Genomic DNA, 14,224 nt, shown 5'->3' on the forward strand with positions numbered 1-14,224 from the left:
CCCCGACAACATCGGCATGCTGTTCCGTCGCCAGCTGGTCATGTTCGGCCCGCGCGAGGTGCTGCTGACGTCGGAGGAGCCGGTGGTCAAGCAGTTCCTGAACGGCCGCATGGTCGGCCCGATCGGCATGACCGAGGAGAAGGACGAGGCGCAGATGGCGCGCGAGCAGGCGCTCGCCGACGCCGGCCACTACGACAACGGGATCGACGAGATCCAGGGCATCCCGCCGCAGGTGAAGGTCAACCCCGGCATGCCCGTGCGCCAAGCCGTGGAGCGCCGCCGTCGCCGGGTCCGCGAGATCATGCACACCCTGCCGCACGCGGCCCAGGTCGCGATCCGTGAATCCATGGAAGAGAACGGCGATACACAAGTTCTGCCCGCCTACACCGGCAACCCGCCGGAATATCAGGGCGGCGCGTACGACACCACCGTGCGTCACAACCCAACCAACGGGTAACATACGCCACCGTGAATCAAACCCTGACGCGGCTGCGCACCCCGGTCGAGTCGGGTTTTGCACAGGCCGGGAATATCTTTGCGCTGCTCATCAGCGTGGCGCGCAAGACTTTTCAGCGGCCGTTCCAGTGGCGTGAGTTCGTCGAGCAGTCGTGGTTCATCGCGAGTGTCTCGGTGCTGCCCGCCGCCCTGGTGGCAATCCCGTTCGGTGCCGTCGTGGCGTTGCAGACCGGTTCACTCATCAAGCAGCTCGGCGCCGAGTCGTTCACCGGCGCAACCAGTGTGCTGGCTACCGTCCAGCAGGCCGCGCCCGTCGTCACCGCGTTGATCATCGCCGGTGCGGCGGGATCGGCCGTGGCCGCCGATCTCGGCTCGCGGACCATCCGCGAGGAGATCGACGCGATGGAGGTGCTCGGCATCGACCCGGTGCAGCGCCTGGTGGTGCCGCGGGTGCTGGGCATGATCCTGGTCGCGCTGTTGCTCAACGGCCTGGTGTCGGTCGTGGGCATCTGCGGCGGTTACGGTTTCAACGTGCTGCTGCAGGGCGGAACCCCGGGCTCCTATCTGGCCTCGTTCTCCGCGCTGGCCCAGCTGCCCGACCTGTGGATCGGCGAGATCAAGGCGGCCATCTTCGGCCTGATCGCGGGAGTGATCGCCGCCTACAAGGGTTTGCATCCGAAAGGGGGGCCGAAAGGAGTGGGTGACGCGGTGAACCAGTCCGTGGTGATCACCTTCCTGGTGCTCTTCTTCGTCAATCTCATCTTGACGTTGGTGTACCTGCAGGTCGTCCCCGCCAAGGGCTCCTGATCATGGTGGTGTCACAGCGTTCCCCGGCTTTCGCCAAGCAGATGCGCCGGGTCGGCAGGGCCATGCGTGCCCCGGTCAACGTCATCGATCGCGCCGGCGACCAGATGTCGTTCTACTCCAAGGCGATTGCGTGGATCCCGCGCACCGCGGTGCATTACCGCAAGGAGGTCATGCGGCTGCTGGCCGAGGTCACCTTCGGTTCCGGCGCCCTGGCGGTGATCGGCGGCACCATCGGCGTGGTCGTCATGATGTCGGCCTCGGTGGGTGTGGTCGTCGGACTGCAGGGCTTCAAGGCCCTCGACGCGCTGGGCAGCGGCGTGCTGACCGGCTTCCTCACCGGCTATATCAACACCCGCGAGCTGGCCCCGCTGGTGGCGGCGCTGGCGTTGTCGGCGACGGTCGGCTGTGGTTTCACCGCTCAGCTGGGCGCGATGCGGATCTCGGAGGAGATCGACGCGCTCGAGGTGATGGCGGTGCCGGGCGTGCCGTTCCTGGTCACCACGCGCGTGATCGCGGGATTCACCGCGGTGATCCCGCTCTACATCGTCGGCCTGCTGGGCACGTTCCTGGCGTCACGGCAGATCAGTGTGTGGTTCAACGGGCAATCGACCGGGTCCTACGACCACTATTTCAGCCTGTTCCTACCACCTGAGGACGTGTTGTATTCGTTCCTCAAGGTGCTGGTCTTCGCGTTCGTGATCATCCTGATCCACTGCTACTACGGATTCACCGCCACCGGCGGACCGGCCGGAGTCGGCGTGGCGGTGGGGCGCGCGGTGCGCGCGTCGATCGTGCTCATCAACATTCTCGATTTCTTCCTCAGCCTGGCTATTTGGGGAACGACGACGACGGTGCGGGTGGCCGGATGAACGGGGTGCAGTTCTGGCGCTCCACGGAGAAGTTGCGCGTGCGGACGCTCGGCGTGCTGTTCTTCGTGTTGATGGCGGTGTTCCTGGCGACCACCGTCGCCGCCTACAACAAGGTGTGGGTGAAGACGACGAAGGTCGACCTGATCACCGACACCGTCGGAAACGCGTTGACGCGCAACGCGGATGTGAAGGTCCGCGGCGTCACCGTCGGCGAGGTCCGCTCCAGCGAGTCCACCGGCGGCAAGGTGACGTTGCACCTGGCGCTGAGCCCGGACAAGGCCGAGGAGATCCCCTCCAACGTGACCGCGCGGCTGCTGCCGAAGACGCTGTTCGGTGAGCGCTACGTCGAACTGGTGTGGCCCGAGCAGCCGAGCGGGCAGCCGCTGCAGGCGGGCATGACCCTGCAGCAGGACGCGAGCGGCAATGCTGTCGAGGTCAGCCAGCTGCTCGACAAGGTGCTGCCGCTGCTGCAGGCGATCCCGCCGCAGTACCTGGCCTCCACCCTCGGCGCGCTGTCGCAGGCGCTCGGCGGGCAGGGCGAGGAGCTCGGCCACACCATCGACCGGCTGGACACCATCTTCCGGGATCTGAACGGCGTGATGCCGACGCTGCAGGAGGACATCCGCCAGTTCGCGACCGTGGCCGACACCTATTCGGACGCGCTGCCGCAGCTGGTCGACACCTTCGACAATCTGCGCACGCTCAACGCCACGATCGTGCAGAAGCGGTCGCAGATCGACACGCTGTACTCGGTGCTGACGCCCACCTCGGCGCAGACGGCCGACTTCCTGATCGCCAACCACGACAACATCATCGATGTCGCCGCCGACTCGCGCACCGCGCTGGAACTGCTGGGCACCTACTCGCCCACCTTCCCGTGCACGATGAAGAACTTCGCTCAGCTCAAGCCGCGCATCGACCAGATCTTCGGCAAGGACACGGATATGCCGGGTTCGCGGGTGTCGATCCTGCTGACCAACACCCGCGGCAGGTACCTGCCCAACCAGGATGAACCGCGCTGGCTGGACCAGCGTCCGCCGGTGTGCTTCCCCGAGTTCCCGAACGGTGTGGATTCCGGGCAGTACCCGACCGGCTCCGGCAACGACGGCTCCTACCAGCCGCCGACCCGGAATCCGGGCGACCCGAATATCGGACAGCTGCCGCCCGCCCAGTTCTCGGTGTACGGCGCGCAGCCCGCGACATCGGTGGGTTCCCCGGCGGAACAGCAGACCCTGGGCGCGATCTATGGTGCGGCCAACGGTGTTTCGCCGGACCAGGTACCGGGCTGGGTGACCCGGATCGGCGCTCCGGCCATGCGTGGAAGTGAGGTGAGCGTGAAATGAGTGGTCGTTTACGCGGCCTCGGCGGCCCGCTGACCAAACTCGTCGTCTTCATCGTGGTGACGCTGCTCGCGACCGCGGTGCTGGGGCTCACGATCGCCAACTACTCCGGCGGCGGCACCGCGTTCAAGGCCCGGTTCACCGATGTGACGTCGCTGAACCCGGGTGACGAGGTGCGCATCGCGGGCGTCCGGGTCGGCAAGGTGACCAAGGTGGCGGTGATCGACCGCAATCAGGCCGAGGTGAAATTCGAGCTGACCGACCGGGATTGGCTCCCGGCCTCCACCACCGCCACCATCCGCTACCGCAACCTGGTCGGCCAGCGCTACATCGCGCTGGAGCAGGGCACGGGGCAGCAGGGCCGGAAGCTGAACAAGGGCGGCACCATTCCGCTCGACCGCACCACGCCCGCGCTGAACCTGACCACGCTGTTCAACGGGTTCCGCCCGCTGTTCCAGACGCTCACCGCCGACGACGTGAACAAGCTGTCCTACGAGATCATCCAGGTGTTCCAGGGTGAATCGGGGACCATCAAGGAGCTGGTGTCGAACACCGCCGGTCTGACCAACAAGATCGCCGACAAGGATGCGGTGATCGGTGAGATCGTGAAGAACCTCAATGCCGTGCTGGATTCGGTGAATTCGCGCGACGGCCAGCTCAACGAGCTGATCGTCAACACCGAGGCGCTGATCACCGGCCTCAACGCCGAGCGCGGCACCATCGGGTCCGCGGTGCAGTCGCTGGGCGACCTGGCCTCGGCCACGGCCGATCTGCTGGTGCCCGTCCGGCCGACGCTGCAGGGTTCGATCGCCGGATTGAACCAGCTGACCGGCACTCTCAACGATCGTTCGCCGGAGGTCAACGAGGCGCTGACCAATCTGCCGATCAAGATGGAGAAGCTGGGCCGCGCCGCCAGCTACGGCTCCTGGTTCCAGTTCTATCTGTGCGGCATCGACATAGTCGCCGGACCGGGCACCAAGGACGCGCCGCAGCTGAACATTCCGCCCGCCATCGCGGATCTGCCGACGGTGAACCAGCCGATGTACACCAACCCGGCCCCGCGTTGTCACGGGAAGGGTGGCCGCTGATGGACGACCGTCAACTGATGGGCAAGCGCAGCCCGGCGTTCATGGGCGGGCTGGGCCTGTTCCTGGTGCTGCTGATCACCGTGTCGGTGTTCTTCCTGGACCGGCTGCCGATCATCGGCGCCGGCACCCACTACTCCGCGGAGTTCTCCGAGGCGGCCGGGCTGAAGAAGGGCAACGAGGTCCGCATCGCGGGCGTCAAGGTCGGCACGGTGTCGGACGTGTACCTCGACGGCGACAAGGCCGTGGTGGACTTCCGCACCAAGGACGCCTGGGTCGGGGATGCGACCACCGCGTCGATCCAGATCAAGACGCTGCTCGGCCAGAAGTATCTGGCGCTGGATCCGAAGGGCAGCGGTCCCGCCGATCCCGGCACTCCGATTCCGTTGTCGCGCACCGTCTCTCCCTACGACGTGGTGGAGGCGTTCAGCGACGCCGCCGCGGATATCGAACAGACCGACACCGCGCAGCTGGCCACCAGCATGCGGGTGCTGTCGGAGGCGTTCTCCGGAACGCCGCCGGAGATCCGGGGCTCCATCGACGGCATCGGCAGGCTCTCGGAGACGCTGGCCAAGCGCGACGAGGAGCTCAAGAAGCTGTTCGCGGCGACCAACAAGACCACCAAGGTGCTCGCCGACCGCAATGCCGAATTCGAGCGGCTGCTCGCCAACGGCGGCCAGCTGCTGGCCGAGCTGAACGTGCGCCAGCAGGCGATCTCGCAGCTGCTGACGGGCGCCAAGACCGTGGCCGCCGAGCTGACCGCGCTGGTCCACGACAACGAGGAGCAGATCGGCCCGGCGCTGACGAACCTGAAGAAGTCCATCGACATGCTGAACGACAATCAGCAGAACATCTCCAAGACGCTGACGCTCGCGGCGCCGTTCTACGGGCTGTACGCCAACGTGCTGGGCACCGGCCGCTGGTTCGACGCGGTGATCGTCAACCTGATGCCGCCGGCGCTGCCGGAGATCCCGGGCGACCGCCCGCCGATCCGGAACCTGGGAGGCAACTGATGGGGATGAATGCCTTCCGGGAGTCCGGGCGTGGCACCAAGATGCTCGTGGCCGGTGGTATGGCCGTGGTGGTCGTGCTGGCCGGTGTGCTGTGGTGGTTGTTCGACAACTACAACACCACCAAGATCACCGCGTACTTCGACAAGTCGATTGGCATCTACCAGGGCTCGGACGTGCGCATCATCGGTGTGCCGGTCGGCAAGGTGGATTCCGTGGAACCGATCGGTGACCAGGTGAAGGTCACCATGTCCGTGGACCGCGAGTACGACATCCCGGCCGATGCGAAGGCCGCCCAGATCACGCCGTCGGTGGTGTCGGACCGCTACATCCAGCTCACCCCGGTCTACAAGGGCGGGCCGAAGATGCCGCGCACCGCGACCATCCCGAAGGAGCGCACCGCGACTCCGGTGGAGGTCGACCGGCTGTACAAGTCGATCTCCCAGCTCTCGACTGCGCTGGGTCCCAACGGCGCCAACAAGGACGGCGCCCTGAACGAGCTGGTGCGCACGGGTGCGGCCAACTTCGCGGGCAACGGCGAGGCGCTGCAGAACAGCCTGGCGCAGCTCTCGCACGCGGCGCGCTACCTGTCCGATGCGCGCGGGGACATCTTCGACACCATCAAGAACCTGCAGGTCTTCGTGCGCACCCTCGCCGAGAACGACCAGCAGGTGCGGCAATTCAACGCGCAGCTGGCGGATCTGGCCGGATTCCTCGCCGATGAACGCCAGAATCTCGGCCAGGCGCTGAACCTGCTGTCGATCGGGCTGGGCGACGTGGCCCGGTTCATCGACGACAACCGGGATCTGGTGGCGCAGAACGCCGAGGCGCTCACCACGCTCACCCAGACCCTGGCCGATCAGCGTCAGGACGTCGCCAACCTGCTGCCGGTGCTGCCGACGGCGCTGAGCAACCTGATCAACGTGCACAACGGCGAGTCCGGCACGCTCGACATGCGGGCCAACTTCACCGACCTGCAGAACCCGTTCGGCGTCGTCTGCAAGATGCTCGACCTCGGCCAATTGCGGCCCGGGGACCCGAAATTCGATGCGATCAGCCGCCAGCTGCGCCCGATCCTGGATCAGTGCAAGACGATCACCGATCAGGTCAAGGAGGGTGTGGTGACACCCTCGCTGATCCTCCCGTTCGGCATCCTCAGCGGCGAGAACCAGCAGCGCGCCCCCGTCCCGGGAACGGTGCCGGGCACGCCGTCCGATCAGCAGCCGCCCTCGCAGCAGGAAGGTGGGCAGCGATGAGGAAGATCCTGCCCCTGTCGTTCCGGCGGGGAGGTGTGCGCGGATTCGTCGCGGCCACAGTCCTCGGACTTTCCGCCGCGCTCGTCACCTCCTGCTCCTCCGACGGCATCTACAGCGTTCCGCTGCCCGGTGGCGCCGATGTCGGTGAGCATCCGATGCACATCGACGTGCACTTCGACGACGTGCTGGACCTGGTGCCGCAGTCGGCGGTGAAGGTGGACGGCGTCGCCGTGGGCCGGGTCGACAAGATCGAGATGGCGCCCGACGGCTGGACCGCGAGCGTGCGCACCCTGGTCAATTCGTCGGTGCAGCTGCCCGCCAACGCGCACGCCGAGGTGAAGCAATCGAATCTGCTGGGCGAGAAGTTCGTGGAACTGTCCGCGCCCAAACAGGATCCGGAGACCGCGAAGCTGAAGGACGGGTCGGTCATCCCGGTGGACCGGACCCGGCACGCCACCGAGGTCGAGCAGGTGCTCGGCGCGCTGTCGCTGCTGCTCAACGGCGGCGGTGTGGCGCAGCTGCAGCCGATCGTGGTGGAGCTGAACAAGGCGCTGGGCGGTCGCGAGGACAAGGCGCGCTCGCTGCTGGAACAGGCCAACACTCTCATCGATGGACTGAACCAGCAGGTCGACGACATCCAGCGGGCGCTGGACAGTCTCGGCACGCTGTCGACCCGGGTCGGCCAGCAGACCGAGCAGATCGGCAAGATCCTCGACGAACTGCCCGCGGGCATCAAGGTTCTCGACGAGCAGCGCCCGCAGCTGATCGGGCTGCTGCAGCAGCTGGACCGGGTCGGCCAGGCAGGATTCGCCGTGCTCGACAAGTCCAAGGACAACCTGATCCGCGACCTGCAGGCCCTGCAGCCGACGCTGCAGGAGCTGGGCCGCTCGGCGCCGGATCTGGTGACCGCGTTCCCGCTCATCCCGACCTACCCGTTCCCGGACGAGGCGATCCATTCCGCGATCGGCGGCTCGGTCAACACCTGGCTGTCGGTGGACTTGCAGATCGGCACCACGCTGTCGAATCTCGGTGTGGGCAAGCCGGATCCGGTGTACGTCCCGCCGAGGTACGGGCCGGCGGTGCCGGTGAACCCGAGCAACCCGTACTACAACGGCAACGGACCGCGACCGGGCTGGCCGACGGTTTCCCTGCTGCCGCTGCCGCCGACCGTGGTCGCTCCGGCCACGGGTCGCCCGGGCGATCCGATCGGCTCGATCCTGGAGCAGTTGGGAGTGAAGCCGCGATGAGTAAGTTGGTGCGCTACCAGCTGATCGCCTTCGGGCTGATCGCGGTGCTCGGCGTCGTCTTCGTCGGCGCGAAGTACGTCAAGCTCGACCACATGCTGGGCATCGGCCAGTATCAGGTGCGGGTGACGATGAAGGAGACCGGCAACCTGTCCAAGGGCGCCGAGGTCACCTATCGCGGCGTGCCGGTCGGGCGCGTGGGCACGCAGGACATCACCCCCGACGGCGTCGTCGTCAACCTCGAGATGGACTCGGGCAAGCCCAAGGTGCCGCAGACCGCGAAGGCCGTGGTGGCCAACCGATCCGCCATCGGCGAGCAGTACGTCGATCTGGTGCCCACCACCTCCGGCGGTCCGTATCTGAAGGACGGTTCGGTGATCGACGGCGCCGAGGTGCCGATCCGGGTGGAGGAGCTGCTGGCCAGCGTCAACAGCTTCGCCAGCACCACGGATCTGCAGGCGCTGTCCACCACCGTGACCGAGCTGGGCAAGGCCTTCGACGGCCAGGGCGACAACCTGCGCATCCTGGTCGACTCGCTGAACAAGTTCAGCCAGACCGGCGTGGAGGCGCTGCCGCAGACCGTGGACCTGATCCGCGACGCGCAGACCGTGCTGGGCACCCAGGCGGAGCAGTCGCCGTCCATCCGCCGCTTCAGCGACGGCCTGGACAAGCTGTCGGTCCAGCTGCGCGCCAACGATCCCGACATCCGCCGCCTGATCGGCACGGGTACCGACGCGGGTCAGTCGATCGGGGACCTGCTGACGCAGACCGCCGAGCCGCTCACCAGGGACCTGGGCAACCTGCGGTCGCTGCTGCTGGCCGTCTCGCCGAAGTACTACGCGCTGGCTCCGCTGGTGCAGATGCTGCCGCTGCTGTCGATCGGCGGCTCGGCCACCGCGCCCGGCGACAACACCAGCCACTTCGGGCTGGTGCTCGAGACCAACAATCCGCCCGCCTGCACCGTCGGCTACGAGGGCACCCAGCGGATCCTCGAGGAAATGAAGGCGCAGAACCCGAACTTCGACGACAACCGCGACGATTTCCCGTTCAACACGGACGCGAAATGCACTGTGCCGTTCGGGAATCCGACCGCCGTGCGCGGCGGCGAACGCGCCGACCTGGCCGATCCGAGCATCCCGCAGCCGTGGGATGCCACGCCCAAGACCGACCCCGACAAGCTGAACCTGAACCCGGTTGCCTCGCAGTTGGCTCCGCTCATCGGAGTGACTCCGAAGCGGTGACCACGAGTGTGGCTCCGAACAGGGCAGATGAGTCGGGGAAAACGACGACGCTAGGGTGTCGCTGTGAGTTCTGATCTGACCGACCAACCGTCGCAACCTGCGCAGGAGTCCTCGACCGTCCGGACGGTGGTCACCGCCGTCGCGGCCGTGTGGCTGGTCGTCGCCGTGGTCGCGACCGCCTGGTTCGGGATCGGCTGGGCGCGTGCGGCCTGGTTCACCGACGGTCCGCGCGCGGATGCCCGCGATACCGCGCTGGATGCGGCGCGGCAGGCCGCGATCAACCTGTCGTCGATGAATCCCGACAACGTCGACGGCTCGATCGATCTGATGAAGTCGTCGATGACCGGCGATATGCTCACGCAGCTCGACCAGAACCGCGACCGCATCAAGCAGGCCGCCGAGAACTCCAAGACCAAGATCGACGCCAAGGTCGTCGGCGCCTCGCTGAGCTCGCTCAACAGCGAGCGCGACAAGGCCACCGCGATCGTGGTGCTGCAGCTGACCCAGACCGCGCCGAATGTGCCGGCGCAGTCGTTCCGGGCCACCTGGACGCTGGACATGGCCGAGGCCGGCGACACCTGGAAGACCGAGCAGGCGAATTCGCTGGGGCAGATGGTCCCGCTGAACGCGCCCGATCTCGCGGGCGCCCCCGGACAGCCCGCCCCAGGTCAGCCCGCCCCCGGAGATACCCCCGCGCCTCCCGCCGGTGATGCGCCGGCGCCGTCCGCGCCGCAGGGCCAGCCCGGATCGTAGGAGGTATTCGCCATGAACTCGCGCCGACCCGTCAACAAGATCTCGCCGCGCATGAAGCCGTCGGAGAGCACTCCGAAGCCCTCCGAGCCTGCCGAGCGCACCTCCCGCAAGCGCTCCACCACCGCCCGGCCGGGGCGGACGCGCGGCGCCACGCCCCGGTCCGCCGATACCTCGTCCCGCCCCGGCGCCGATACTTCCTCCCCGTCCGCGACCGGTGGTTCTTCCCGGTCCGCAGCCGGTGGTTCTTCCCGGTCCGCGGCTGATACTTCATCGGCAGGGTCCACCGCGACTACTTATTTCCGGCACGCTTTAGGCCGGAATCGCTCGTCGTGGGGTCTCGCCGCGGGCATGGTCGTGGCGGCCGCGGTGCTCACCGCCTTCGCGGCGATCGCGGCCTTCCGGCCGGGGGTGGCCGACGGCAACGAGGCGTTCGTGGACACCAAGGCCACCCAGGAGGTGTCGGCCGCGGCCGATCACGCGCTCAAGACCGTCTACTCCTACGACGCGAAGAGCATCGGCGGATACAAGGACGCCGTGCACAAGGTCGTCACCGGCAAGATGCTCACCGACTTCGACAAATTCGCCGACACCACCGTCTCGGCGGTGCAGCAGGCGCAGTCGACCGCGCAGGCGACCGCGGACCCGATCGGTGTGACGTTGCTCACCGCCGATCGGGCTGAGTTGCTGGTGAACCTGACGGTGAGCTCCACCAAGAACAACGTTCCGCAGGAGAGCGCGTCGGGTCCGATCGTGCTGCACATGGAGAAGATCAACGGCGACTGGCTGGCCGCCGAAATCTCCGACCGCTGAGCAAACGACTGGCAATCGGTACAGCTCAGCGGGTGATTCACCAGGGCTGCAGGCGATCTCGCAGCGGGACCAGCAGCGGATTTGCCCCTCTCCACACTTGACGAGTTTCGTCCGACCCGTCACGCTATTCACAACAGCGGCAGCTGTCACAGGGCTTGGGGCCCGGGTGGATTCGCCGCCGAAGGCCCGAACGCAGCCAGCGGGAAACGGGTCCGGCGCGCCAGCCGTCCGAAACACGGTTCGGATGGTACTTTGACACCCTCTCTGTAGGGGTGTAGTTTTGGACGTTGCGCTGGCTGCCTCCTGTCCATACCTTGATCGCACAACGAAAGTTCCACCGTCCTGGTGTTACTTCCGTCTTTTGCTGTTCGGGTTTCGTTCGGGGTGCGACCAGCGGAATTCGTAGCAAAGACAAGCGACGGTCGTTGTGGTGCCTCGTACGTACAGGCACTACCGCGGCCCGCGTGAGGTGCTGGAAGGACGCATCTTGGCAGTCTCCACCCAGACCAAGGCCGGTATCCCCGGAGCCCCGAAGCGGGTGTCTTTCGCGAAGATCCGCGAACCCTTGGAGGTTCCGGATCTTCTCGATCTACAAACCGAATCGTTCGATTGGCTGGTCGGCGCACCGGATTGGCGGGAACGGGCCGGTGCCCGCGGCGACGTCACCCCCGTCGGTGGCCTCGAGGAGGTGCTCGAGGAGCTCTCGCCGATCGAGGATTTCTCGGGTTCGATGTCTCTGTCCTTCTCCGACCCGCGCTTCGAAGAGGTCAAGGCCTCCATCGAGGAGTGCAAGGACAAGGACATGACCTACGCGGCGCCGCTGTTCGTGACCGCGGAGTTCATCAACAACAACACCGGTGAGATCAAGTCTCAGACGGTCTTCATGGGTGATTTCCCGATGATGACCGACAAGGGCACGTTCATCATCAACGGCACCGAGCGCGTCGTGGTCTCGCAGCTGGTCCGCTCGCCCGGTGTGTACTTCGACGAGTCCATCGACAAGGGCACGGAGAAGCTGCTGCACAGCGTCCGCGTGATCCCGAGCCGGGGCGCGTGGCTGGAGTTCGACGTCGACAAGCGCGACACCGTGGGTGTGCGCATCGACCGCAAGCGCCGCCAGCCGGTCACCGTGCTGCTGAAGGCGCTGGGCATGACGACCGAGGAGATCGCCGAGCGCTTCGGCTTCTCCGAGATCATGATGTCCACCCTGGAGAAGGACAACACCGCCGGCCAGGACGAGGCGCTGCTCGACATCTACCGCAAGCTGCGTCCGGGTGAGCCGCCGACGAAGGAGTCGGCGCAGACCCTGCTGGAGAACCTGTTCTTCAAGGAGAAGCGCTACGACCTGGCCCGCGTGGGTCGCTACAAGGTCAACAAGAAGCTGGGCCTGAACGCCGGCGAGCCGGTCACCGGTTCGGTGCTGACCCGCGAGGACATCGTCGCGACCATCGAGTACCTGGTGCGCCTGCACCAGGGCGACCGGGTCATGACGGCTCCGGGCGGCGTCGAGGTCGGGGTCGAGGTGGACGACATCGACCACTTCGGCAACCGTCGCCTGCGCACCGTCGGCGAGCTGATCCAGAACCAGATCCGGGTCGGCCTGTCCCGCATGGAGCGCGTCGTGCGCGAGCGCATGACGACCCAGGACGTCGAGGCCATCACGCCGCAGACCCTGATCAACATCCGCCCCGTCGTGGCCGCGATCAAGGAGTTCTTCGGCACCTCGCAGCTGTCGCAGTTCCTCGACCAGAACAACCCGCTGTCGGGCCTGACCCACAAGCGCCGCCTGTCGGCGCTGGGCCCGGGTGGTCTGTCGCGTGAGCGCGCGGGCCTGGAGGTCCGCGACGTGCACCCGTCGCACTACGGCCGCATGTGCCCGATCGAGACGCCGGAAGGCCCGAACATCGGCCTGATCGGCACGCTGTCGGTGTTCGCGCGGGTGAACCCGTTCGGCTTCATCGAGACGCCGTACCGCAAGGTCGCGAACGGCCGGGTCACCGACGAGGTCGTCTACCTGACGGCCGACGAGGAGGACCGCCACGTCCGCGCCCAGGCGAACTCGCCGATCGACGACGACGGCAACTTCATCGATGACCGGGTGCTCGCGCGCCGCGGCAACGAGGAGATGGAGTTCGTCTTCCCGAACGAGGTCGACTACATGGACGTCTCGCCGCGCCAGATGGTGTCGGCCGCGACGGCCATGATCCCGTTCCTCGAGCACGACGACGCCAACCGCGCCCTCATGGGTGCGAACATGCAGAAGCAGGCCGTGCCGCTGATCCGCGCCGAGTCGCCGCTGGTCGGCACCGGTATGGAGCTGCGCGCCGCGGTCGACGCCGGCGATATGGTCGTGAACGAGAAAGCCGGTGTGGTGGAGGAGGTTTCGGCCGACTACATCACCGTCATGCACGACGACGGCACCCGCCGCAGCTACCGCATGCGCAAGTTCTCGCGTTCCAACCAGGGCACCTGCGCCAACCAGCGTCCGATCGTGGACGAGGGTCAGCGGGTCGAGGTCGGGCAGGTGCTGGCCGACGGCCCGTCCACCGACAACGGTGAGATGGCGCTGGGCAAGAACCTGCTCGTGGCGGTCATGCCGTGGGAGGGCCACAACTACGAGGACGCGATCATCCTGTCGCAGCGCCTCGTGGAGGAGGACGTGCTCACCTCGATCCACATCGAGGAGCACGAGATCGACGCTCGCGACACCAAGCTCGGTGCCGAGGAGATCACCCGGGACATCCCGAACGTCTCCGACGAGGTCCTCGCCGATCTCGACGAGCGCGGCATCGTGCGCATCGGTGCGGAGGTCCGCGACGGCGACATCCTGGTCGGCAAGGTCACCCCGAAGGGTGAGACCGAGCTGACGCCGGAGGAGCGGCTGCTGCGGGCGATCTTCGGTGAGAAGGCGCGCGAGGTCCGCGACACCTCGCTGAAGGTGCCGCACGGCGAGTCCGGCAAGGTCATCGGCATCCGCGTGTTCTCCCGCGAGGACGACGACGATCTGCCCCCGGGCGTCAACGAGCTGGTCCGTGTCTACGTGGCGCAGAAGCGCAAGATCCAGGACGGCGACAAGCTCGCCGGTCGCCACGGCAACAAGGGCGTCATCGGCAAGATCCTCCCCAAGGAGGACATGCCGTTCATGCCCGACGGCACCCCGGTCGACATCATCCTGAACACCCACGGTGTGCCCCGTCGTATGAATATCGGCCAGATTCTGGAGACGCATCTCGGCTGGGTCGCCAAGGCGGGCTGGAAGGTCGAGGGCAATCCGGACTGGGCGAAGAACCTGCCGGAGGAGATGTGGGGCCAGGAGGCCGACACCAACATCGCCACCCCGGTGTTCGACGGTG

The 14,224-nt window shown here is 66.8% G+C and carries 11 protein-coding genes and 1 pseudogene; all 12 read left to right on the plus strand.

Translation table 11 applies throughout. The annotated features are described in order from the left end of the window. Nucleotides 1-457, plus strand: a pseudogene (locus NM1_RS31010) (ABC transporter ATP-binding protein); the annotation flags it as partial. Nucleotides 458-468: 11 nt separating this feature from the next. Further along, nucleotides 469-1,263: an MlaE family ABC transporter permease gene (locus NM1_RS31015; RefSeq protein ID WP_068028008.1), complete on the plus strand. Its 795-nt coding sequence runs from the start codon at nt 469-471 to the stop codon at nt 1,261-1,263. Between the two features lie 62 nt (nt 1,264-1,325). Continuing rightward, entirely contained in the window at nt 1,326-2,132 is an 807-nt protein-coding gene (locus NM1_RS31020) for an MlaE family ABC transporter permease (RefSeq protein WP_373864080.1), read from the plus strand. Continuing rightward, nucleotides 2,129-3,475, plus strand: coding sequence for an MCE family protein (locus tag NM1_RS31025; protein WP_068028028.1), 1,347 nt, complete (start codon nt 2,129-2,131; stop codon nt 3,473-3,475). Before NM1_RS31020 ends, NM1_RS31025 begins: the two co-directional genes overlap by 4 nt. Beyond that, nucleotides 3,472-4,560 carry an MCE family protein gene (locus tag NM1_RS31030; RefSeq protein ID WP_068028014.1) on the plus strand — a complete coding sequence of 363 codons (1,089 nt, stop codon included), beginning with the start codon at nt 3,472-3,474 and terminating at the stop codon, nt 4,558-4,560. The genes NM1_RS31025 and NM1_RS31030 overlap by 4 nt, the downstream gene beginning before the upstream one ends. Beyond that, complete coding sequence (locus tag NM1_RS31035; RefSeq protein WP_174556937.1) at nt 4,560-5,570, plus strand: MCE family protein; 1,011 nt, start codon at nt 4,560-4,562, stop codon at nt 5,568-5,570. Before NM1_RS31030 ends, NM1_RS31035 begins: the two co-directional genes overlap by 1 nt. 5 nt (nt 5,571-5,575) lie before the next feature. Further along, the gene (locus NM1_RS31040) at nt 5,576-6,823 is read left to right on the plus strand and encodes an MCE family protein (RefSeq protein WP_068028037.1); all 1,248 of its coding nucleotides are present in this window, start codon (nt 5,576-5,578) and stop codon (nt 6,821-6,823) included. After that, the gene (locus NM1_RS31045) at nt 6,820-8,070 is read left to right on the plus strand and encodes an MCE family protein (RefSeq protein ID WP_084520206.1); all 1,251 of its coding nucleotides are present in this window, start codon (nt 6,820-6,822) and stop codon (nt 8,068-8,070) included. Before NM1_RS31040 ends, NM1_RS31045 begins: the two co-directional genes overlap by 4 nt. Then, a complete protein-coding gene (locus tag NM1_RS31050) occupies nt 8,067-9,308 on the plus strand; it encodes an MCE family protein (RefSeq protein WP_068028015.1) in 1,242 nt (413 codons plus the stop codon). The genes NM1_RS31045 and NM1_RS31050 overlap by 4 nt, the downstream gene beginning before the upstream one ends. 63 nt (nt 9,309-9,371) lie before the next feature. Further along, nucleotides 9,372-10,061: a hypothetical protein gene (locus NM1_RS31055; protein ID WP_084520207.1), complete on the plus strand. Its 690-nt coding sequence runs from the start codon at nt 9,372-9,374 to the stop codon at nt 10,059-10,061. 348 nt (nt 10,062-10,409) lie between these two features. Next, nucleotides 10,410-10,871: a hypothetical protein gene (locus NM1_RS44260; RefSeq protein WP_114699525.1), complete on the plus strand. Its 462-nt coding sequence runs from the start codon at nt 10,410-10,412 to the stop codon at nt 10,869-10,871. A 469-nt stretch (nt 10,872-11,340) separates the two neighbouring features. Next, on the plus strand, nt 11,341-14,224 hold a 2,884-nt coding region (rpoB, locus tag NM1_RS31065), incomplete at its 3' end, for a DNA-directed RNA polymerase subunit beta (protein WP_068028025.1).

Origin of the sequence: Nocardia mexicana NBRC 108244, assembly GCF_001613165.1 — a bacterium.
Classification (GTDB): Bacteria; Actinomycetota; Actinomycetes; order Mycobacteriales; family Mycobacteriaceae; genus Nocardia; species Nocardia mexicana.